The 23,024-nt window shown below is 72.0% G+C and carries 16 protein-coding genes and 1 pseudogene; 13 read left to right on the forward strand and 4 right to left on the reverse strand.

Features of this window, described 5'->3' with window-relative positions:
* Positions 1-34: 34 nt before the first annotated feature.
* A complete protein-coding gene (locus tag DT019_RS25245) occupies positions 35-1,018 on the reverse strand; it encodes a helix-turn-helix transcriptional regulator (RefSeq protein ID WP_114039205.1) in 984 nt (327 codons plus the stop codon).
* A 64-nt stretch (positions 1,019-1,082) separates the two neighbouring features.
* On the opposite strand from DT019_RS25245, the gene DT019_RS25250 reads away from it, so the two are divergent.
* The 5 genes from DT019_RS25250 to DT019_RS25270 all read left to right on the forward strand — a co-directional run bounded on the left by DT019_RS25250 (position 1,083) and on the right by DT019_RS25270 (position 7,071).
* Positions 1,083-2,612 (forward strand): MFS transporter, encoded by a 1,530-nt coding sequence (locus DT019_RS25250; RefSeq protein ID WP_114039206.1) that lies wholly within the window; start codon positions 1,083-1,085, stop codon positions 2,610-2,612.
* A gap of 318 nt (positions 2,613-2,930) precedes the next feature.
* Positions 2,931-3,692, forward strand: a complete 762-nt coding sequence (locus DT019_RS25255; RefSeq protein ID WP_114039207.1) for a DeoR/GlpR family DNA-binding transcription regulator — start codon at positions 2,931-2,933, stop codon at positions 3,690-3,692.
* Entirely contained in the window at positions 3,689-4,639 is a 951-nt protein-coding gene (pfkB, locus tag DT019_RS25260; protein WP_114039208.1) for a 1-phosphofructokinase, read from the forward strand. The genes DT019_RS25255 and pfkB overlap by 4 nt, the downstream gene beginning before the upstream one ends.
* 43 nt (positions 4,640-4,682) lie before the next feature.
* Entirely contained in the window at positions 4,683-6,677 is a 1,995-nt protein-coding gene (locus DT019_RS25265) for a fructose-specific PTS transporter subunit EIIC (RefSeq protein ID WP_114039209.1), read from the forward strand.
* 139 nt (positions 6,678-6,816) lie between these two features.
* Positions 6,817-7,071 carry a hypothetical protein gene (locus DT019_RS25270; RefSeq protein ID WP_114039210.1) on the forward strand — a complete coding sequence of 85 codons (255 nt, stop codon included), beginning with the start codon at positions 6,817-6,819 and terminating at the stop codon, positions 7,069-7,071.
* Between the two features lie 69 nt (positions 7,072-7,140).
* Here DT019_RS25270 and DT019_RS25275 read toward each other — a convergent pair whose 3' ends face one another.
* The 3 genes from DT019_RS25275 to DT019_RS25285 form a co-directional block, all read right to left on the reverse strand.
* On the reverse strand, positions 7,141-8,001 hold the full coding sequence (locus tag DT019_RS25275; RefSeq protein ID WP_411292733.1) for a DUF6227 family protein: 861 nt from the start codon (positions 7,999-8,001) through the stop codon (positions 7,141-7,143).
* A 166-nt stretch (positions 8,002-8,167) separates the two neighbouring features.
* Complete coding sequence (locus tag DT019_RS25280) at positions 8,168-9,466, reverse strand: Ig-like domain-containing protein (protein ID WP_114039211.1); 1,299 nt, start codon at positions 9,464-9,466, stop codon at positions 8,168-8,170.
* A 112-nt stretch (positions 9,467-9,578) separates the two neighbouring features.
* Entirely contained in the window at positions 9,579-10,643 is a 1,065-nt protein-coding gene (locus DT019_RS25285) for a P1 family peptidase (RefSeq protein ID WP_114039212.1), read from the reverse strand.
* Between the two features lie 768 nt (positions 10,644-11,411).
* Here DT019_RS25285 and DT019_RS25295 point away from each other — a divergent pair.
* The 8 genes and pseudogenes from DT019_RS25295 to pflA all read left to right on the forward strand — a co-directional run bounded on the left by DT019_RS25295 (position 11,412) and on the right by pflA (position 22,789).
* Complete coding sequence (locus DT019_RS25295) at positions 11,412-12,071, forward strand: sirohydrochlorin chelatase (protein WP_114039213.1); 660 nt, start codon at positions 11,412-11,414, stop codon at positions 12,069-12,071.
* A 38-nt stretch (positions 12,072-12,109) separates the two neighbouring features.
* Positions 12,110-13,264: a low temperature requirement protein A gene (locus tag DT019_RS25300; protein WP_411292728.1), complete on the forward strand. Its 1,155-nt coding sequence runs from the start codon at positions 12,110-12,112 to the stop codon at positions 13,262-13,264.
* Between the two features lie 501 nt (positions 13,265-13,765).
* Positions 13,766-13,915, forward strand: a pseudogene (locus tag DT019_RS25305) (cupin domain-containing protein); the annotation flags it as partial.
* Between the two features lie 62 nt (positions 13,916-13,977).
* On the forward strand, positions 13,978-14,724 hold the full coding sequence (locus tag DT019_RS25310) for a DUF1838 family protein (RefSeq protein ID WP_114039215.1): 747 nt from the start codon (positions 13,978-13,980) through the stop codon (positions 14,722-14,724).
* A 137-nt stretch (positions 14,725-14,861) separates the two neighbouring features.
* A complete protein-coding gene (gene nirB / locus DT019_RS25315) occupies positions 14,862-17,627 on the forward strand; it encodes a nitrite reductase large subunit NirB (protein WP_114039216.1) in 2,766 nt (921 codons plus the stop codon).
* A gap of 183 nt (positions 17,628-17,810) precedes the next feature.
* Complete coding sequence (locus tag DT019_RS25320; protein ID WP_114039217.1) at positions 17,811-19,241, forward strand: NarK family nitrate/nitrite MFS transporter; 1,431 nt, start codon at positions 17,811-17,813, stop codon at positions 19,239-19,241.
* Positions 19,242-19,573: 332 nt separating this feature from the next.
* On the forward strand, positions 19,574-21,844 hold the full coding sequence (gene pflB, locus DT019_RS25325) for a formate C-acetyltransferase (RefSeq protein WP_114039218.1): 2,271 nt from the start codon (positions 19,574-19,576) through the stop codon (positions 21,842-21,844).
* A 114-nt stretch (positions 21,845-21,958) separates the two neighbouring features.
* Entirely contained in the window at positions 21,959-22,789 is an 831-nt protein-coding gene (gene pflA / locus DT019_RS25330; protein WP_114039219.1) for a pyruvate formate-lyase-activating protein, read from the forward strand.
* Positions 22,790-23,024 lie beyond the last annotated feature (235 nt).

Raw genomic sequence — 23,024 nt, forward strand, 5'->3', positions numbered from 1 at the left:
TCCCCCCCTGGTGTCGGGGCCCCTCTCATTCCCCTCATTCCCCGGGGCCGCCGGAGGTCGCCCGGGTGAGGCGCTCGCCCAGCTCGTGCAGGTAACTCGTCATCGCCTGCGGCCCGTTGACGGTGAACTCGCAGTCCACCAGGGCGAGCCGCAGCGCCACCCACTCCAGCGAGTCCGTGCACGAGGTGCGCAGCCGGCAGCGCCCGGCGTCCAGCGGCTCGGGCGCGCCGAGCGAGGCGGGCAGCCGGGCGGTCACGAAGTCGGCCGGTGCCTCGAAGGTGACGTCGACGTCCAGAACGGGCTGGAGCCGGTTCATGGAGGTGCGCACGAACTCCGCCGCGTTCGCCTCGGGCAGCTCGCGCGGCGCGAACCGGGCCCCGGTCGCGAACGGCTCGGCGACCCGGTCGACCCGGAACGTACGCCAGTCGCCGCGCTCCACGTCGTACGCCACCAGGTACCACCGGCGCCCCGTCGACACCAGGCGGTACGGCTCGACCAGGCGCTTGGTGGCCGTGCCGTCGCCGGATACGTAGCCGAAGCGGAGCCGTTCCTGGCCGGTGACGGCCGAGGCCAGCGTGGTCAGGGTGCGCGGGTCCACCGTCGCGCCGTCCCCGCGCCAGGGACCGGACAGCGGCATCGTGGCCGCCTGGAGGCTCGCGACCCGGTGGCGCAGGCGCGCGGGCAGCACCTGCTCCAGTTTGGCGAGGGCCCGCACCGAGGCCTCGTCCACCCCGTCCACGGCATGGCCCGCGCCCGCGCGCAGCCCCACCGCGATGGCCACCGCCTCCTCGTCGTCCAGGACCAGCGGGGGCATCGCCTTGCCCGCGACCAGCCGGTAGCCGCCGTCGGCGCCGCGCGCCGCCTGGACCGGATAGCCGAGCTCGCGCAGCCGGTCGATGTCGCGCCGGACCGTGCGCCGGGAGACCCCGAGCCGGTCGGCGAGCTCCCCGCCGGGCCACTCGCGCGGGGTCTGGAGCAGGGAGAGCAGTTGCAGCAGCCGTGCCGGAGTGTCGGTCATGCCGTCCAGGATGCCCCGCCAAAGAGGACACACCCTGACCTATAGGGGGTCTAACTTTCTTCCCATGACCTCCACCACGACCAGTAGCACCCCAGAGTCCGCGGCCACGGCCGCAGCAGACCGCCGCCGGTGGTTCGCCCTGGCCATCGTGATGACCGCGGCCTTCATGGACCTGGTCGACGTCACGATCGTCAACATCGCCATACCGTCCATCCAGAAGGACACCGGGGCGACCTTCTCCTCGATCCAGTGGATAACCGCCGGCTACGCGCTCGCGTTCGCCGCGGGCCTGATCACCGGCGGCCGCCTCGGCGACATCCACGGCCGCAAGAAGCTCTTCCTGCTCGGCATCGGCGGCTTCACGCTCGCCTCCGCGCTGTGCGGCTTCGCCGCCAACCCCGAGATGCTGGTCGCCTCCCGCATCCTCCAGGGCGCCATGGCCGCCATGATGGTGCCGCAGGTCCTCTCGATCGTCCACGCCACCTTCCCCGCGCACGAGCGCGGCAAGGTCTTCGGCCTGTTCGGCGCGGTCGTCGGGCTCGGCGCGGTCTCCGGACCGCTGCTCGGCGCGCTGCTCACCGAGTGGAACCTGTTCGGTCTGGAATGGCGTCCGATCTTCCTGATCAACCTGCCGGTCGGCATCGCGGGCCTGGTCCTCGGCACCAAGTTCATCAGCGAGTCCAAGGCCCCCAAGGCACTCCGCCTCGACCTCGTCGGCGTGGTCCTGGTGACGCTCGGCCTGCTCATGCTGCTCTACCCGCTGACCCGCGGCCGCGAGCTCGGCTGGCCGCTGTGGGGCTACCTGTCGATGGCGGGCAGCGTCCTGGTCTTCGCCGGTCTGGTCGCGTACGAGCGGATGAAGGCGCGCCGCGACGGCTCCCCGCTCATCGAGCTGTCGCTGTTCAAGGTGAAGAGCTTCGCTGCGGGCATCGCCGTCCAGGCCACCTTCGGCGTCGGCCTCGGCATCTTCTTCCTGGTGTGGACGCTCTACATGCAGACAGGCCTCGGCTGGAGCGCCCTGCGCGCGGGCCTGACCGGCGTGCCGTTCTCGATCGCGGTCTCGGTGGCGGCCGGCATGTCCGTGCAGAAGCTGGTGCCGCGCTTCGGCCGCAAGGTCCTCCAGGCGGGCGCCCTGACGATGGCGGCCGGGCTGCTCATCTACATCTGGGAGGCCGACCGCTACGGCATGGCCATCGCCTCCTGGCAGATGGCGCTCCCGCTGGTCGTGATGGGCCTCGGCATGGGGCTCATCGTCGCCCCGCTCACCGACGCGGTGCTCTCGGAGGTCCCCAAGGAGCACTCCGGCTCGGCGTCCGGGCTCATCAACACCGTGCAGCAGATGGGCAACGCGCTGGGCCTCGGCCTCGTCTCCGTCGTCTTCTTCGGCTCGATCGGCGACGACGTGGTGCCGCCGCAGCTGAACCAGGAGTTCGTGGACGGCTTCCAGCACTCGCTCTGGTACGTGGCCGGGGTCCTCGTGGTGATCTTCCTGGTCATGTTCGCGCTGCCGGCGCGGGCGCGGCAGCAGGTGGAGGGTGCGGCTGGCGAGGCCGAGCTGCTCGACCTCGCCAGGGAGGCTGAGCCGGTCGGCTGACCCTGGGCCGCCCCGGTCTCGCGTGGTTCGATGGCCCGCACCTTTCTAGGGTGCGGGCCATCGGCCGTTTTGGCCCCGCTCCGGGGGCTGCGCCCCTGAACCCCGATCTCGCCCGCGGGTCGTGGTCGCTTCTCGCGCAGTTCCTCGCGCCCCTGCCAGGGCCCTTGCTTGCCCGGATCGGTGGCTTTGGCCTGGGTGGGGCGGGACCTAAGTCTGTTTGTGTCCGATGAATGTCCGAATCGATTTACATGGCCGATTCCTGGTCGTACTCTGGCGGGGTAACCACAGGTACGGGCAGGGAAACGGACGTAAACAGACATGTATGCACCGGAGCGGCAGCAGGAGATCCTGCGGATCGCGCGGGAGAGCGGGCGCGTGGACGTGCTCTCGCTCGCCGAGGCCTTCCAGGTCACCGCCGAGACCGTACGGCGCGATCTGAAGGCGCTCGACCGGGCCGGGCTCGTGCGCCGCGTGCACGGCGGGGCCATCCCGGCCGGGCGGCTCGACTTCGAGCCTGACCTCGCCGAGCGGGAGTCCACCGCCGCCGACGAGAAGGACCGCATCGCACGGGCCGCCCTCGCCGAACTGCCCGCCGAGGGCAGCGTCATCCTGGATGCCGGGTCGACCATCGCCCGGCTCGCCGCCGTCCTTCCCCTGGAGAGCGGGCTGACCCTCGTCACCCACGCCCTGCCCGTCGCCGCCCGGCTCGCCGACCACCCCGCCATCGACCTCCACCTCGTGGGCGGCCGGGTCCGGCACCGCACCCGGGCCGCCGTGGACGCCTGGGCGCTGCGCGCCTACGGCGAGATCCGCGCCGACGTCGTCTTCCTCGGCACCAACGGCTTCTCCGCCGCCCACGGCCTCACCACCCCCGACCTGGCCGAGGCCGCCGTCAAGCGCGCCGCGATCGGCGCCGCCCGGCGGGTGGTGCTGCTCGCCGACTCCGCCAAGCACGGCCAGGAACACTTCGCCCGCTTCGGCGACATGGCCGACGTCGACGTCCTCGTCACCGACGCCGGGCTCGCCCCCGACGACCGCGCCGCCATCGAGGCCGCGGGCACGGACGTGATCACCGTATGAACATCCTCACCGTCACCCCCAACCCCAGCCTCGACCGCACCTACGAGGTCCCCGGCCTCGTACGGGGCGAGGTGCTGCGCGCGACCGGCGAGCGGGTGGACCCCGGCGGCAAGGGCGTCAACGTCTCGCGCGCCGTCGCCGCCGCCGGACACCGCACGGTGGCCGTCATGCCGCTCGGCGGCGCACCCGGCGCGCTGGTCGCCGAGCTGCTCCGCGCCGAGGGCATCGAGGTGGCCCCCGTCACCGTCGCGGGCCACACCCGGTCCAACATCGCGGTCGCCGAACCCGACGGCACCCTGACGAAGATCAACGCGCCGGGGCCCGAACTGACCGCCGCCGAGGGCGAGTCGCTGCTCGACACCGTGCGCGAGCACTCCGGTCGGGCCGACTGGATCGCCTGCTGCGGCAGCCTGCCGCGCGGGCTCGCCCCCCAGTGGTACGCGGACCTCGTCGCGCGTGCCCACGCCGCCGGGGCCAAGGTCGCCCTCGACACCTCGGGCCCCTCCCTCCTCGCCGCGCTGCGCGAGCGCCCCGACGTGGTCAAGCCCAACGCCGAGGAACTCGCCCAAGCGGTCGGCCGCCCCCTCGCCACCGTCGGCGACGCCGTCAAGGCGGCCGAGGAAGTGCGGGAGTTGGGGGCGGGCGCCGTCCTGGCCAGCCTCGGCGCGGACGGCCAGCTCCTGGTCACCGCCTCCGGGACGTACTTCGCCTCGGCGCCCGTCGCGACCGTACGCAGCAACGTCGGGGCCGGGGACGCCTCGCTCGCCGGGTTCCTCGCGGCGGGCGGCGAAGGCCCCGCGGCGCTCGCCGCCGCCGTCGCGCACGGAGCGGCCGCCGTCCAGCTGCCCGGCAGCGTGATGCCCACGCCCGGCGACCTCGACCCGGCGGCCGTCACCGTCACCGACACAGTCCCGCTGGACCGGACCCTGACGGAACCGGCGTCATGATCCCCGCCCCGTCCGCCCCTCACCGCCCGCAAAGGAGCCCGCGATGAGCCAGATGATCACCGCGGAACTGGTCGACCTCGAACTCGACCTGGCCGCCGACTCCAAGGAAGCCGCCGCACGTTCGCTCGCCGAGCGGATGGTCGCGCTCGGCCGCGTCACCGACCTCGACGGCTTCCTCGCCGACGTGGCCGCCCGCGAGGCCCAGATGCCGACCGGGCTCGACGGCGGCATCGGCATCCCGCACTGCCGCAGCGCCCACGTCACCGAGCCGACCCTGGCCTTCGGACGCAGCGCCGCCGGGATCGACTTCGGGGCGCCGGACGGCCCGGCCGACCTGATCTTCCTCATCGCGGCCCCGGCGGGCGCGGACGACGCCCACCTGTCCATCCTGTCGAGCCTGGCCCGGCAGCTGATGGACGCCGAGTTCACCGCCGCGCTGCGGGCCGCGGCCACCCCCGCGCGGGCGGCCGCGCTGATCCGCGGCGAGGAGGCGGGGGAGCCGGAGGGGGCCGGGGAGCCGGAGCCCGTCACCGAGGAGCCCGCGGCCGACCCCGCGGCCGGGCCGTTCCGGATCGTGGCGGTCACCTCCTGCCCCACCGGCATCGCCCACACCTACATGGCGGCGGAGTCCCTGGAGCGGGCCGGGCGGGCCGAGGGCGTCGAGATCACCGTCGAGACGCAGGGCTCGTCCGGGTTCACCCGCCTGGACCCGGCCGTCATCGCCGCCGCCGACGGCGTGATCCTCGCGCACGACGTGCCCGTACGGGACAAGGAGCGCTTCACCGGGAAGCCCACCGTGGACGTCGGCGTGAAGGCGGGCGTCAACCGTCCCGCCGAGCTGATCGCCGAGGTGCGCGACAAGGCCGCCCGCGGCGAGATCACCGAGCCGGGCGCCCGCCCGACCCCCGTCGAGGCGGGCGGTGAACCGGGCGAGGGCTACGGCACCATGCTCCGCAAGTGGCTGATGTCCGGCGTCAGTTACATGGTCCCGTTCGTCGCCGCGGGCGGCCTGCTCATCGCCCTCGGCTTCGCCCTCGGCGGCTACAAGGTCAGCGAGGCGCCCTCCGTCATGGAGCACTTCGTCTGGACCGACGCCACCAGCTGGGCCGCGCTGCTCTTCCAGATCGGCGGCGTCGCCTTCAAGTTCCTCGTCCCGGTCCTGGCGGGCTACATCGCGTACGGAATGGCCGACCGGCCGGGCCTGGTGCCCGGGTTCGTCGGCGGCGCGATCGCCCTCGACATCAAGGCGGGCTTCCTCGGCGGTCTCGCGGCGGGCCTGATCGCGGGCGCCGTGGTCATGGCGGTCCAGAAGGCCAGGATCCCGGCACCGCTGCGCGGCATCATGCCCGTGGTGGTGATCCCGCTGATCTCCTCGGCGGTCGTCGGCTTCCTGATGTTCCTGGTCGTCGGCGAGCCGATCTCCAAGCTCCAGTCCGCGCTGACCAGTTGGCTCAACGGCCTCTCCGGCGCGAACGTGATCGTCCTCGGTGTGGTCCTGGGCCTGATGATGTGCTTCGACCTGGGCGGCCCGCTCAACAAGGTGGCGTACACCTTCGCGATCGGCGGGCTTGCCGACGGGAGCGACGGCAGCTTCAAGGTGATGGCGGCCGTGATGGCCGCGGGCATGGTCCCGCCGCTGGCGATGGCCCTGGCCACGACCGTACGGGGCCGCCTGTTCACCCGCGCCGAGCGCGAGAACGGCAAGGCGGCCTGGGTGCTCGGCGCCTCGTTCGTCACCGAGGGCGCGATCCCGTTTGCCGCGGCCGACCCGCTGCGGGTCATCCCCTCGGCGATGGCGGGCGGCGCGGTCACCGGCGCCCTGTCGATGGCCTTCGGCTGCACCCTGCGGGCGCCGCACGGCGGGATCTTCGTGGTCCCGCTGATCGGCAACGCCTTCCTGTACCTCCTGGCCATCGCCGCGGGCACCGCCGTGAGCGCGGCGCTGGTCGTCCTCCTCAAGGGCCTGCGCAAGCAGCGGCCCGAGGCCGAGGCGGGCGCCGAGGACCTCGACGGGGCGAAGGTGGCCGTCGCCGCCTGAGCGCCTCCCCACCGGTACGCCCGGCCCCTGCCACGGGGCCGGGCGTCTTCGGCCGCCATGACGTGACATGTACCACTTGAGGACCAAAGTCCCGGCACACCCTGCCGCAAGTCCCGGCCGGTGTTGTCTACTGGGGCGCGTGGCTCAGAACATCACGATCATTCAGCAGATAGGCCTCTCCGTCCTCGCTGCGGCGAGTGTCGCCTGGGTCGTCGGACTGGTCCGCGTCCTGCGCCGGGAGCGCGCCGACCGCGCCGAGTGGCGCGCCATGCGCCCCCTGCGGGCGGTGGGCCGCCAGGCGGGGCCGCCCGCCCGGGAGGCCGTGGCGCTCACCGAGGCCGAGCGGGACGCGTTCGCCGGCCTGATCCGCCAGCTCGATCCGCGCAGCTCCTGACGCGCGCCTTCGGCGTGTGCGCGCCCTGAGCCGACCGCCCCCTTCCCAGGGGGTCGGCTTGCGCGGCCCTCAACTCACGTGGGCCCGGCGCTCCATGGCCGTCCGGGCCGCCTGCTCGGTCGCGTAGACCTCGCACATGTGGCGCCCGTCCGGGGTCGCCGTGTGCTCGACCTCCCACAGGCTCACCTCGCCGCCGTCGAGCAGCCGAAACGCGTGCTCGTACAGCGTGAACGCGGCGTCCCGGCCCGCCGGGCGGCAGTGGCTGCCGAACGCCTGGGTGATCCGGTGGGCGTGCGCGGACCGCAGCCGCAGCGCGGTGCGCTCGCCCGGCCGGTCCGGGTTCTCGGCGCGGCGCAGCAGCCGGCGCGCGTGGTCCGCCGCGTCCTCAGGGGCGTACGGGCCCGGGGCGGGCGGTGCGGCGCGGTGCTCCGCCAGGGTGTCCGGGCCGAGCCCGGCCTCCCAGCAGTCGTCGACGTCCTGGAACGGACCCCCGACGCCGCCCCCGTAGCCGCTCAACTCCGCTTCCAGCGCGCCCAGTTCCTCCTCGGGGCCGGGGGCCGGCTCGGTCGGCAGGGCCTTGCGGCGCAGCCGGACGGCGGCGATGCGGGCGTCCTCCTCGGATCCGTACACCTCGTGCGCGTACTCGCGGCCGTCGTGGTGGGCCAGCTCCCACAGGGTGACCGTGGAGCCGTCCAGGAGCAGATAGGAGTGCCGGTACGTCTCGCGGCTCAGGCGGTGGCCGCCCGGCCCCGCCGCAGAGGTGTGCAGGGAGGAGTGCAGGGACGTGGTGTGCGCCATCGCGAGATCGAGGCGCTCGACGAGCTCGTCCGGCAGGTCGAAGGAGTTCAGGGCCCGCCCCAGGAGTGCGGCCAGCTGTTCCTGGGCCGAGCCGTCGCCGGGGCCGCGCTCGCCGTCGAGCGGGTGGGGCACATGGAGCACCAAGGCTTCTCCTGGCCGTCGCTGTTGGTCACGTAGAAGGTGCTCAACGTAGCCCCTGAGGGCGGATCGCGCAGCGGGGATGGCCGAAACTTTTCCGGCCGGCACCTCGCGAAGGAGGTACCGGCCGGTCAAGTGGCGCTGGATGAAAGGGAGTTGGTCAGGAGGTGGAGTCCGCCGTCCACTGCGACCACGGCATGTTCCAGCCGTTGAGGCCGTTCTCGGGGGCGATGGTCTTGTCCGGCGAGCCCTTCACCACGACGACGTCACCGATCAGGCTGTGGTCGAACATCCACTTGGCCGGAGTGTCCCCGGCAGCGCCCTGGACGTCCTTCATGCCGACGCAGCCGTGGCTGGTGCCGTCGTTGCCGAACGGGTCGCCCTTGTACCAGTAGTTGCCGTGGATGAAGGTGCCCGACTGGGACAGGCGCATCGCGTGCGGCACGTCCTTGATGTCGTACTCACCGCCGAAGCCCACGCTGTCGCCGTTCATGCGGGTCTGCGTGAACTTCTCCGAGATCACCATCTGCCCGTTGTAGGTGGGGTGTTCGGAGCTGCCGGTGGAGACCGGGATCGTCTTGATGGTCTTGCCGTCCTGCTGGACGGTCATCTCCTGCGTCTTCACGTCCACGGTGGAGACCTGGTTGCGGCCGATGGTGAAGGTGACTTCCTTCGACTGCACGCCGTAGACGCCCTTCGAGCCCTCCACCTTGTCCAGGTCGATCTTCATCGTGACCTTGGACCCGGCCTTCCAGTAGTCCTGGGGACGGAAGTCCAGGCGGTCCGAGCCGAACCAGTGGCCGACGACCTGCTGGCCGCTGCTGCTGGTCACCGTGATGTGCGAGAGGACGTCCTTCTTGTTGGTGATCGCCTTGTTGAAGTTGAAGGACACCGGCATGCCGACACCGACCGTGGAGCCGTCGTCGGGGGTGTAGTTGGCGATGAAGCTGTCCTTGGCCGAGACGGTGGAGAACTGCGAGTTCTCCGTCGCGGGCCGGCCCTTGTCGTCCTTGCCGTTGGCGGTGATCTTGTACTGGGTGCCGCGCTCGACCTTGCCGGTCGGCTTCCAGGAGAGCCCGTCGGCCGCGAGCGTGCCGGGCACGGCCTTGCCGCCCTGCACCTCGGTCATCGTCACGTCGGAGAGCTTGCCGCCCTCGGCCTTGACGGTGACGTCGTTGATGGAGGCGTTGGTGGAGCCGTTCTTCGCCGAGATGGTGATCTTCAGCGTGGAGGCGTCCTTGGCGGCCGCGGCGTCGGTGCCCTTGCCGTCCTTGGCGTCGTCGTTCGCCTTCGCGTCGCCGCCGCAGGCGGTCAGCGCGAGCGCGCCGACCAGGAGGCCCGCCGCTCCCGCGATCAGCCGGACACGACGCCGGGCGAGCGGACGCGCGGGGCGCGGGGTGCTGAACTGCTGGGGGTGCGCTGCGATGTCCGACGCCGGCGGTGTCACGGGCTGCTCCATGTATGTGTGATGTACTGCGAAATGAATCCAGTACGGGCATAGAGAACCCAAATGGGTCAACGGTTGCGACAGTGGGCTGTGACGCCGGTCACAAACAGGGGGTTTCTGGCCCTCAACTGCCGTACAAATCCCCGTAAGCGGGGAAACTTCCCCCCGGCCCGTCGACGCTCGCCGCGGCCCGCATGCCCCGCACGATCGCCCGCGCGACGACGTCCGCCCCGGCGGCGAGAACGAAGTTGAACTCCTCGGGGGTGAGGGCGCCGGGCGTATCGGAAGAGTGGGTTCCGGCTGGTGCGGGGGAGTTGGCGGCTCCGTGGGTTCCGGTCGCCAGGGCGAACACCGTGTCGCCGTCGTGCATCAGGTGGACGGGCCGGATGGCGCGGGCCAGGCCGTCGTGCGAGGTCCCGGCGAGCTTCTGCGCCTGCGGCCGGGTGAGCCGCGCGTCGGTCGCCACCACGGCGAGGGTCGTGTTGAGCGGCGGGAGCCCGGACCCCGCTCCGGCCTCGGCGAGCCGGGCGGCGGCGGCCAAGTGGCGTGCGCGGGACGGTACTTGGAGCGGGCCGGCCGATCCGTACTCCCCGTACAGCACCCCGTTGTGCGGGTCGATGGCCGACCCGGCGGCGTTGACGACGGCCAGGGCGGCCACCGTGACCCCCGACGCGAGCCGCACGCTCGCCGTGCCGACCCCGCCCTTCACGCCGCCGACCACCGCGCCGGTCCCGGCCCCCACGTTGCCCTCCGCGACCTCCACCCGGGCGGCGCCGGCCGCCTCGGCCGCAGCCCGGCCCACCTCGGCGTCGGGCCTGGCCCGCCAGTCGCCGCCGCGGCCCAGGTCGAACACGCAGGCCGCGGGCACCACCGGCACCACGTGGTGCGGCTCGGGCCCCACCCGCACGCCGCGCCGCTGCTCCTCCAGCCAGGCCATCACGCCGCTCGCCGCGTCGAGCCCGTACGCGCTGCCGCCGGTCAGCACCACCGCGTCGATGCGCTCGACGACGTTCTTCGGGTCGAGGGCGTCGGTCTCCCGGGTGCCGGGCCCGCCCCCGCGCACCGCGACCCCCGCGACGGCGCCGCCGGGCGGGGCGAGCACGACGGTGGTGCCGCTGAGGGCGCCGGGGCCGGTAACGGCGGCGTGGCCGACTCGGAAGCCGGGCACGTCGGTGAGGGAGTCATTCATGGCCCATCCCTACCACGGGGGTTGGGGGTGGGGGTGGGGGTTGGGTTGGGGTGGCTGCTCCTCGGCCCCGCTTGCGGGCGGCGGTTGTCGCTGCGGTTTACGGTTCGCGCCGTTCCCCGCGTGGGCCGTTTCGGCCTGCGGGACGAGGGCGGCTGTTCGCGCAGTTCCTCGCGCCCCTGAGCCCCCTTTCCTCTGCGGGCCGAGGGTGGCTGGTCGCGCAGTTCCCCGCGCCCCTGGGTATGTCGGTCCTCGCGGGGTGCCCGAGTTCGCCCTCCGGCCCTCTTCGGCCTGCGGGTCGAGGGTGGCTGGTCGCGCAGTTCCCCGCGCCCCTAACCCCCTTTTCTTGTGCGGGTCGCGGGTGGTTGCTCGCGCAGTTCCTCGCGCCCCTGGGGGTGTCGGTCCTCGCGGGGTGCCTGCGTGCCCCCTCAGCCCCCTTCGGTCTGCGGGCCGTGCCCGCTGCTCGCGCAGTTCCTCGCGCCCCAACAGCACCATGCTGGCCAGCACAGGCATACCCAGCCCGTCATGGGGGTCCCCCCTGGCCCTTAAGGCCTTGGGGGAGATTGAGGACGAGCGCCGTTCAGGCGCGAAGGGGGGTGCGGGGGCGGAGCCCCTCAGGGGGTCGGGGCGGATTGAAGCTGCGGGAGGTGTCCAATGGCTCCCCGTCAGGGGACTTTGGCGGCGTCCTGACCCGTCCGGACCGGGCTAGCGTGAGGGTGCCGGGGTGCCACGACACCACCCCGGCACCCACCCCCACCCCGGGAGGCCACGATGCTGGTGCTCGCCGTGCACGGCAGCTCCGCCCCCGAGGCGGGCGAGACGATCGCCCGCCTCGTGAGGACGCTGCCGGTCCCCACCCTCGTGGCGCACCTGGACGTCCAGCGCCCGACGCTCGCCGACGTCCTCGCCAGGAACCCCGGCGCCATCGTCGTCCCCCTGCTCCTGGGCGACGGCTACCACCGCCACGTGGACATCCCCTCCGTCGCCCGCCGCCACCGCTGCACCGTCACCGACGGGCTCGCGGGCGAGCCGGACGTGGCCCGCGCCGTGCACGAGCGGCTGCTCGCGGCCGGTGGCCCCGGGGACGCGATCGTCGTGGCGGGCGCCGGATCCACCAGGCCGCACGGAATCGACGGAACCGGGGCCGTGGTACGGGAGTTGAGCGCCGCGCATCCCGACATCCCCGTACTCGACGCGTACTGCGCCGCCGCGTCCCCCACCGTCCCGGAGCGGGTCGGGCACCTCCGCGCCGCCGGATTCCGGCGGATCACCCTCGCCGCCCACCTGCTCGCGCCCGGCCGGTTCACCCGCGCCCTTGAGGCGACCCCCGGTGTGCACGCCGTGTCCGCGCCGATCGCCGACCACCCCCTCCTCGCGCGCCTTGTGCTGAACCGGTACGAATCCGTACACCCTGAAGTGTTGGCGGCTTAGCCCACCGGCCGGTCTGCTGTGCTGTGCGCATGCCACGCATGACCGCACGCAGCCGCCACGAGGCGCACCGCGCCTCCACCCCGCTGGAACTGTTCTTCGACCTCTGCTTCGTCGTCGCCGTCGCCCAGGCGGGCGCCCGGCTCGTCCACGCCCTCGCGGAGGGGCACGTGGGGCCGGGCCTCGCCGGATACGCGGCGGTGTTCTTCGCCATCTGGTGGGCGTGGATGAACTTCACATGGTTCGCCTCGGCATACGACACCGACGACGCCCTGTACCGGGTGGTGACCCTCGTCCAGATCACCGGCGTGCTGATCCTCGCCGCGGGAGTGCCGCGCGCGTTCGACGACGGGGACTTCACGATCAGCGTCATCGGCTACATCGTGATGCGGCTCGCGCTCACCAGCCAGTGGCTGCGGGCGGCGATGACCAGCGAGAACCCGGCCGAACGCCAGGTGTGCCTGCGGTACGCGGCCGGGCTCGTGGTCTGCCAGCTCGGCTGGATCGGCATGCTGTTCGTCCCCGACTCCACCCGCCCCTGGGCCTTCCCCCTGCTCGCCCTCGCCGAACTGTCCGTACCGATGATCGCCGAGCACCGCCACACCACCACCTGGCATCCGCACCACATCGCCGAGCGGTACGGCCTGTTCACGCTCATCGTGCTCGGCGAGACGGTGTCGGCCGCCACCATCGCCGTACAGGAGGCCCTCGACGAGCACGACGAGCTCGGCGACCTGCTGCCGCTGGCGGCGGGCGGGCTGCTCATCGTGTTCGCCGCCTGGTGGATCTACTTCGCGGTCCCCATCCACGACCACCTGACCTCCAACCGGCAGGGTTTCGTGTGGGGTTACGGCCACTACGTGGTGCTGGCTTCGGCGGCGGCGATCGGGGCGGGCATGGAGGTCGCGGTCGAGCAGACGGTCGGCAAGGCCCACATCTCGACGGCGGCGGCCGCGGCGGCGGTGACGGTCCCGGCGGCGCTGTTCATGCTGACGGTGTGGCTGCTGCACGCGCGGCACTTCAAGCGGGGGCTCGCTCAGCAACTGGCGTTGCCGGTCTCGGCGTTGGTGATTCTGGGGTGCACGTTCGCGGGGCGGGGGGCGGTGCCGCTCGCCGGAGGTGTGGCCGCGCTGACCGTCGCGGTCGGCTGGACCCTGAACCGGCAGCGCACGGAGTCGCCCTCGCCGCAGCACTGATCCCCCCACCCCGCGGTAACACCCTGCGGTTCCGCCGCGTGACCTCCGGAGGCGTGACCTGGGGCTCCGCCCCAGACCCCCCTCGCGCCTCGAGGGTGCTCGTCCTCGATCTCCCCCAAGACCTCAGGGGCCAGGAGGGGACCCCATGACAGGCCAAGGATTCCCCTGCCGGCCCCCCACAGGGGCGCGGACAACTCCGCACGGAGCCAGGCAAAGGGAACCCAGGGGCGCGGGGAACTGCGCGAGTAACCACGCACGGTGGACGGACACATGCGGGCCAGGGTGCCCCGGGGAGGGAACTGCGCGACGAGCCACGCACGGTGGACGGACGGAGGGGGATCCGGGGCGCGGGCGCCTGGGCGCGAGGGCAAGCAAAGGTGCGCGGGGAACTGCGCGGGCGGCCCGCCACGGGGCGCGGGCAAACGGGGAGTCGGGGGCACCAGGCCCCCCGACAGCGACACCCCCCAGGCGCGGCCGCCCCCCGACGCCCCGCCGCGTCGGGGGGTGGGACGCTTCGACTACCTGCGCCTGCTCGGCCGGGTCATGCGCGGCGAGGCCGACCCGAAGGAGATCGCCGAGTCCGCCGAGCGGTTCGACAACCACTACTGCGACAGCCCCGCCTGGCGCGCCGCCCTGGAAGCGTCCGCCTGACCATGCCGCCGCCGGGCCCCGCGGGGTTTCCCGCAGGGGCCCCGACCCGCAGAGTGGTGTCCATGACCACACACGCCGCGCTGCTCCGCGACTTCGCCCGCACCCGTGCCTCCCTCGACGGGGAGGAGGTCACCTACTGGTGGTCCGGGGACGTGTACTCCTGGGCCCCCGACGAGCCCTACCGGCGTCTCTTCGGTTTCGAGGGGGTCAACGTCGCCCGTCTGGTGCGGGACGAGGAGGCCGGGCCGGACGCCTATCAGCTGCTCACCCGGGAAGCCGCCTTCTACCTGGACCCGGGCACCCGCGAGATCCTGGAGACCTGGCAGGGCCTGCCCGTCGTGCACATCTGGAACGACCCCGCCAACCAGAAGTGGCGCCCCTTCCCGATCCCGACGACCGAGCTCGGCGGGCAGGTCTGCTTCAGCCTGGAGATCCCGCTCGCCTACCCGTCGCCGCTCCCGGTGGCCGAGTATCCGCTGCACTCGGCGGGCGACACGTACAAGGCCCTGGAACTCTTCCAGTTCTTCGTCGACCGCGCCGATCTGGCGGGCCCGGCGGCCGGTGTCCCGGCCAGCATGTCGTGGACCCGGATGTCCCCGTGGCTTCCCTGGATGGCGCGCGGGCAGCGGCCCGGCGGGCTCACCTACCACTGCCGGGGCCGCAAGCTCGGCTCCTACGCCGAGGTTCCCGAGCGCACCCGCGCCTACATAGCGGACCACCACCCGGAGTTCGCGCAGGCCCCGGAGAAGTGGAGCGAGCCGAACGAGACCAGCTGGACCTACTTCCGCAAGCTCAACCCCCCGGCCTAGCCGAAGCCCGGGGCGGGTCCAAGTGCCCGGCCCCGGGGGCCGCAAGGCCCTGGCGGGCAGGGCTTTTTCGGGGGCCGCGGCGGGCCCGGCCGGACTAGCGTCGAAGGGGTAGCACCCCCCAGCCCCGGAGCGAAGCCATGTCGCAGCCCGCGCAGAACCTCGTGCTGATCGGCCACGGCATGGTCGGCCACCGCCTCCTGGAGTCCCTCGCCGAACGCGGGGCCTTCGCCCGGCCCGGCGGCCCCGGCTGGCACGTCACGGTGCTCGCCGAGGAGGACGTCCCCGCCTACGACCGCGTCCACCTCTCGTCCGCCTTCACCGGGGCCACGCCCGAACAACTCGCCCTCACGGACGACGCGTTCCTCCGGACGCACGGCATCGACCTGCGGCTCGGCGACCCCGCCGAGTCCGTCGACCCCGCGGCCCGCACCGTCACCACCACCTCCGGCGCTGTCGTCCCCTACGACGCCCTCGTCCTCGCCACCGGCTCCTACCCCTTCGTGCCGCCCATCCCCGGCGCCGACGCCACCGGCTGCTTCACCTACCGCACCCTCTACGACGTCGAACAGCTCACCGGCTACGTCCGCGAGGGTGCCCGCGGCGGCGGCGTCGTCATCGGAGGCGGGCTGCTCGGCCTGGAGGCGGCGGGCGCGCTGCGCACGCTCGGGCTGCGGACCCACGTCGTCGAGTTCGCGCCGCGCCTCATGCCGCTCCAGGTCGACGACGGCGGCGCGGCCGCCCTGCGCACCACCATCGAGTCCATGGGCGTGGCCGTGCACACCGGTGTCGGGGCCCACGAGGTCGAGCTCGACGACGCGGGCCGGGTGCGCGGGCTCCGCCTCGGCGACGGCCGCCGCATCGACGCCGACGTCGTGGTCTTCTCCGCCGGAGTACGCCCCCGCGACCGGCTCGCCCGGACCTGCGGGCTCGCCGTCGGCGACCGGGGCGGCGTGGCCGTGGACGCGTACTGCCGCACCACCGACCCGTACATCTACGCCATCGGCGAGTGCGCCCAGACCGCCGACGGCCGGGTCTACGGCCTGGTCGCCCCCGGCTATCAGATGGCCGAGACCGTCGCCGAGCGCCTGGCGGGCGACGGCGCGCTCACCTTCACCGGCGCCGACACCTCCACCAAACTGAAGCTGATGGGCGCCGACGTCGCCTCCTTCGGCGACCCCTTCGCCACCTCCGAGAGCGGCGCCGTCGAGGTGCTCTTCTCCGACGGGCGCAAGGGCGTCTACAAGAAGCTGCTCCTCGGCCCCGACGGGCGCCTCCTCGGCGGCATCCTGGTCGGCGACGCCGACGCGTACGGCTCCCTCAAGCCGCACACCGGACGCCAACTGCCCGCCCCGGCGGCCGTGTTCATCGCCCCGGGCGGCGGGGACGCGCCCGGCGCCGACGCGCTGCCGGACGACGCCGTCGTCTGCTCCTGCCACAACGTCACCAAGGGCCAGGTGCGCTCCGCCGTCGCCGAGCACGGGCTAACCGACCTCGGCGGCGTCAAGCGCTGCACCAAGGCCGGCAGCGGCTGCGGCGGCTGCACCGGCGCGCTCCAGGCCGTCCTCGACACCGAGCTCGCCGCGTCGGGGGTGACCGGGCCGCAGGGGATCTGCGAGCACTTCGCGCTGTCCCGCTCCGAGATCTACGGTGTCGTCAAGGACCAACGCATCCGCTCCTTCGGCGAGTTGATGGCGCGCCACGGGCGCGGCGGCGAGGGATGCGCGGTGTGCAAGCCCGTCGTCGGCAACGTGCTCGGCACGCTCGCCCCCGAGCTCGGCATCGGGCACGTCCTCGACGGCGAGCAGGCCGCCCTCCAGGACTCCAACGACCTCTTCCTCGCCAACCTCCAGAAGGACGGCACCTACTCCGTCATCCCGCGCGTCCCCGGCGGCGAGGTCACCCCCGAGCAGGTCATCGTGCTCGGCGAGGTCGCCCGCGACTACGGCCTCTACACCAAGATCACCGGAGCCCAGCGCATCGGTCTCTTCGGCGCCCGCGCCGACCAGCTCCCCGACATCTGGCGCCGCCTCGGCGCGGCGGGCTTCGAGTCCGGGCAGGCGTACGGAAAGTCGCTGCGGGCCGTCAAGTCCTGTGTGGGCGCCCGGTTCTGCCGCTTCGGACAGGGCGACTCCATCCAGCTCGCCATCGATCTGGAGACCCGCTACCGGGGGCTGCGCACCCCGCACAAGTTCAAGGGCGGCGTCTCCGGGTGCCTGCGCGAATGCGCCGAGGCGCGCGGCAAGGACATCGGCGTCATCGCGACGGCGAGCGGCTGGAACCTGTACGTCTGCGGCAACGGCGGCGCTCGGCCCCGCCACGCCGACCTGCTCGCCCGCGACCTGTCGACGGCCGAACTCCTGCGGACCGTCGACCGCTTCCTCATGTACTACGTGCGCACCGCCGAACGCCTGGAGCGCACCGCCGCCTGGATCGAGCGCATCGACGGCGGCCTGGAGCACCTCAAGGACGTACTCCTCGAAGACTCCCTCGGGATCTGCGCCGAGCTAGAAGCGCAGATGGACCGCCACGTCGCCGCCTACCAGGACGAATGGCAGGCCGTCCTCGCCGACCCCGCCGCCCTCGACCGCTTCGGGCGCGTCGACTTCGGCGCCCTCGATGACCTGGAGCCCGGCCGCGGCCGCCCCGCCCGGCTCCCCGACGGCGGCGAGGCAGCCCTGTTCAAGTCCCGCACCGGAGAGGTGTACGCGGTCTCCAACCGCGACCCGTTCTCCGGCGCCGACGTCATCGCGGGCGGCATCATGGGCACCCGCGACGGCGTCCCCGTGGTCACCTCGCCCATGCACAAGCAGGACTTCGACCTGCGCACCGGCCAGTGCCTCGACGACCCGGACGTCAGCCTCCCGGTCGTCGACCTCGCCGACCTCCCCGCCACCCGCTTCTGAGCGGTCCCGGCGCCGTGCGGCGGCCCCGCCGGGACCCCGGCCCTGATCCGCAGGAAGGGCCGTACGGCGGCCCCACCGGGACCAACGGCAGCCCGCAGTCATGGCATTCGCCTCTCACCCCCACCCCGGCCGGCGACGCACCGTGGATATGTCAGGACTCGTCTCAACCCCCTGGGAAGCACCATGAGTTCCGCGCTCCAGCCGTCCACCCGGCCCCCGGCAGGCCCCGACGCCCCCGTCTCGTACGACCCCGAGGACTACCGGCCCGGCCGCACCATCACCGCATGGGAGCCGGAGAACGAGGTCTTCTGGCGTTCGGTCGGCCGCAAGGTCGCCACCCGGAACCTGTGGATCGCCGTCCCCGCCCTGCTCGTCGCCTTCGTGGTCTGGCAGGTGTGGTCCGTCACCGCGACGAACCTCAAGGACGTCGGCTTCTCCTTCTCCACCTCGCAGCTGTTCTGGCTCACCGCCATCCCCGGCCTGACCGGCGGCACCGCCCGCATCTTCTACACCTTCCTCGGCCCGATGATCGGCCAGCGCCGCTTCACCGCGCTGTCGACGGTCGTGCTGATCGTGCCGCTGATCTGGCTCGGCATCGCCATCCAGGACACCTCGACCCCGTACGGCGTCATGGTGATCATCGCGGCGCTGTGCGGCATCGGCGGCGCCAACTTCGCCTCCTCGCTCGCCAACATCGGCTTCTTCTTCCCGAAGAAGGAGAAGGGCAACGCCACCGGCATCAACGGCGGGCTCGGCAACCTCGGCGTCTCCGTCGTCCAGCTGCTCACCCCGATCGTGATCACCTTCTCGACCATCGCGATCGGCACCGCCCAGCACAAGAAGGACGGCACCCCGGTCTACCTGCAGAACGCCGCGTTCCTGTGGGTCCCGGTCCTCATCGTCCTCGCGCTGATCGCCTGGTTCGGCCAGAACGACCTGAAGGTGGCCGCCACCCCGTTCAGCAAGCAGAAGGTGATCTTCCGCCGCAAGCACACCTGGCTGATGACCTGGCTGTACGTCGGCACCTTCGGCTCCTTCATCGGCTTCGCCGCCGCCCTGCCGCTGCTCATCAAGACGACCTTCCCGGCCTACTCGGTGGCCACCTACGCCTGGATGGGCCCGGCGCTCGGCGCGCTGGCCCGCTGGGCGGGCGGCTGGATCGCCGACAAGCTCGGCGGCGCGCGGGTCACCATCATCTCGTTCGTCGGCATGGCGCTCGCGATCATCGGCGTCATCAACTTCCTTCCGGCGGGCGGCGGTTCGGGCAACTTCTACGGCTTCTTCGGCTGCTTCCTGGCCGCGTTCTTCTTCTCCGGCGTCGGCAACGGCTCCACCTTCCGGCAGATCCCGGTGATCTTCCGCAACCAGCACCTGAAGGGGCTGGCCGAGGGCACGCCGGAGTACGCCAAGGCGCTCAAGCAGGCCGAGATGGAGGCGGGCGCGGTCACCGGCTTCACCTCCGCGATCGCCGCGTACGGCTTCTTCTTCATCCCGGCGATGTTCGCCAACTTCGCGGTGACCAGCGCGATGTGGGGCTTCGTGGCCTTCTACGCCAGCAGCGTCGTGCTCGCCTGGTGGTACTACGCCCGCACGTCGGCGGAGGCCCCGAGCTAGGCCGGAACCGTTCCGGGGAAAAGGGCCCGCGCGTCGGATCGAACCGGCTGCGCGGGCCCTTTCGGTGTCTGTGACGGAAATCCGGCCCAGGGTGGAGAAATTCTTGTGAATGCATTCACAAGTGAACTAGGGGCCAAGGTCCCGGAGAAAAATGCAGGTCAAGGGCGTCGTCAAGAGTGATGGGAGGGAGGGGGCGGGACTTCCGGCCCGATTCTGGTGACCTATGCCGACCCCTCTGATCGATCAAAAGGAGTGGAATGGGAACAGGCCAAGAGAGCCCCGGCTCCACGGCCGAAGTGCCACACCAACGGTGATTCGGAAGGGTGTCTGCCATGACCGCGACTCCTGCAGAGGCAACGAAGAACGGCGGAGCCTGGGACGGCTTCAAGGGCGGACTGTGGCGCGACGCCATCGACGTCCGCGACTTCGTCCAGCAGAACTACACGCCGTACGAGGGTGGCGCCGACTTCCTCACCGGCCCCACCCGGCGCACCACCGCCGTGTGGAACAAGCTCCTGTCGATGTTCCCGCAGGAGATCGAGCAGGGCATCCACGACGTGGACGTGAAGACCCCGTCCCGCATCGACGCCTTCCGCCCCGGCTACATCGACGGCACCGCCGCCGACCACAGCGACCTCATCGTGGGCCTCCAGACCGACGCCCCCCTCAAGCGCGCCATCATGCCCAACGGCGGCTGGCGCATGGTCGAAGGCGCCCTCAACGCCTACGGCTACGAAGCCGACCCCGAGGTGCGCGAGGTCTACACCCACCTCCGCAAGACCCACAACGAAGGCGTCTTCGACGCGTACACCCCCGAGATCCGCGCCTGCCGCTCCTCCGGCATCATCACCGGCCTGCCCGACGCCTACGGACGCGGCCGCATCATCGGCGACTACCGGCGCGTCGCCCTGTACGGCGTCGACCGCCTCATCCAGGCCAAGGAGGCCGACAAGGCGCGCCTCGGCGAGGCATGGGCCACGGAAACGGTCATCCGCGACCGCGAGGAGATCTCCGAGCAGATCAAGGCCCTGAACGAACTCAAGGCCATGGCCCTCGCCTACGGCTACGACATCTCCGGCCCCGCCACCACCGGCCGCGAAGCCGTCCAGTGGCTCTACTTCGCCTACCTCGCCGCCGTGAAGGAGCAGAACGGCGCGGCCATGTCGATCGGCCGCATCGACAACTTCCTCGACATCTACCTCCAGCGCGACATCGACGCCGGACTCCTCACCGAGGAGCAGGCCCAGGAGTTCATCGACGACTTCGTCATCAAGCTCCGCATCGTCCGCTTCCTGCGCACCCCCGAATACAACGAGCTGTACTCCGGCGACCCCACCTGGGTCACCTGGTCCATGGCCGGCATCGGCGAAGACGGCCGCCCCCTCGTCTCCCGCACGACCTTCCGCGCCCTGCAGACCCTCTACAACCTCGGCCCCGCGCCCGAACCGAACCTCACCGTCTTCTGGTCCAGCCGACTCCCCGCCGGATTCAAGGACTTCGCCGCCAAGGTCGCCATCGACACCTCGGCCATCCAGTTCGAGTCCGACGAGCTGATGCGCCCCAAGTACGGTGACGACACCGCCATCGCCTGCTGCGTCTCGGCCATGGCCACCGGCAAGCAGATGCAGTTCTTCGGCGCCCGCGTCAACGTCGCCAAGGCCCTGCTCTACGCCATCAACGGCGGCCGCGACGAGAAGAGCGGAAAGCTCGTCGTCGAGGGCTTCACCCCCATCGAGGGCGAGTACCTCGACTACGAGAGCGTCGCCGCCCAGTACGACGCCATGCTGGACTGGCTCGCCAAGACGTACGTCCACGCCCTCAACGTCATCCACTACATGCACGACAAGTACGCCTACGAGCGCATCGAGATGGCGCTGCACGACCAGCAGATCCTGCGCACCATGGCCTGCGGCATCGCGGGGCTCTCGGTCGCCGCCGACTCGCTGTCCGCCATCAAGCACGCCAAGGTCAAGGTGGTCCGCGACGAGACCGGCCTCGCCGTCGACTACGAGATCGAGGGCGACTACCCGGCGTACGGCAACAACGACGACCGCGCCGACGAACTGGCCACCAAGATCGTGCACGACTTCATGGAGAAGGTGCGCAAGCACCCCACCTACCGCGACGCCGTCCACACCCAGTCCGTGCTGACCATCACCTCCAACGTCGTCTACGGCAAGAAGACCGGCAACACCCCCGACGGGCGCCGCGCCGGCACCCCGTTCGCGCCCGGTGCCAACCCCATGAACGGCCGCGACGAGCACGGCTACATCGCCTCCGCCCTGTCCGTCGCCAAGCTGCCCTACGACGACGCCGAGGACGGCATCTCGCTCACCAACACCATCACCCCCGACGCGCTCGGCCGCACCCCGCAGGAGCGCATCGACAACCTGTCCGGCGTCCTCGACGGCTTCATGGCCAGCGACGGCTTCCACATGAACGTCAACGTCCTCGACAAGGCCACCCTGGAAGACGCCATGCGGCACCCGGAGAACTACCCCCAGCTGACCATCCGGGTCTCCGGCTACGCCGTCAACTTCGTCCGCCTCACCCGCGAACAGCAGCTGGACGTCATCAACCGGACGTTCCACGGGGCGCTTTGAGGACGCGGGGGTGGGGGGGCTCCCCCTCCCCCCCACCCCCCTCGCCCACCCACCCCCACCTCCGCCCAACCCCTCCCTCAATCCCAGCCGGTCCCAGTCCAGGAAGGTCCTGCCATGGCCGTTCTGCTCAGCTCCGAGATCCCCGTCGGCCGCCCGGCGCACGCCGACCGCGACGAGGACGCCAGCACGCTCGCCGGGGCGGCCACCCGTCGGCCGATCGTCGGGTCGGTGCACTCCTGGGACCTGTCGACCGGCGTCGACGGGCCGGGCACGCGCTTCGTCACCTTCCTCTCGGGCTGTCCGCTGACCTGCCTGTACTGTCACAACCCCGACACCTGGCGGATGCGCAACGGCAAGCGCACCACCGCCGACGACGTGGTCGCCGAGGCCGCGAAGTACACGACCTTCATCCGCGCGGCGGGCGGCGGCGCCACCGTCAGCGGCGGCGAACCGCTGCTCCAGCCCGTGTTCGCCGGTGAACTACTGCACCGCTACAAGCACGAACTCGGCCTGCACACCGCCCTGGACACCTCCGGTTTCCTCGGCACCCGGGCCACCGACGCGCTGCTGCGCGACGTGGACCTGGTGCTCCTCGACATCAAGTCCTGGGACCGCGAGACGTACCGCGAGGTCACGGGCCGGCCGTTGCAGCCCACGCTGGACTTCGCGCGGCGTCTCGCGGACCTCGGCAAGGAGGTCCATGTCCGCTTCGTTCTGGTGCCGGGTCTCACGGACGCCCCCTCCAACATCGAGGGCGTCGCCTCCTTCGCCGCCTCACTCGGCAATGTGTCCCGCGTCGACGTCCTTCCCTTCCACAAGCTGGGCGAGGCCAAGTGGCAGGCCCTCGACATGAACTTCACCCTCCACGACACCCCGTCCCCCACTCCGGACCAGGTGGCCACCGCCCGCGAGCACTTCACCGCCCACGGCCTGCATGCGGTCTGAGGCAGCGGCCACACCACCACGCGCGCGAGCTGTCCCCGAAAGACCACCAGCGACCGCGTGCGATCCGCCCTCAAATCGGCGCCAGTGAGCGGTAGTTGGGGAGAGCCCTCGCCCCCTCCCCGCACCCCTCCCATCTCTTCCCCCTCCCCGTTAATGCTTTGCGGGTGGGGGACGGCCGTGCGTACGGTGCTGCGCATGGGTTCCCTGTGACAGTCCCCGTACGGCCGCGTTGAGC

The sequence above is a fragment of the Streptomyces sp. SDr-06 genome (genome assembly GCF_003324565.1).
Taxonomy (GTDB): Bacteria; Actinomycetota; Actinomycetes; order Streptomycetales; family Streptomycetaceae; genus Streptomyces.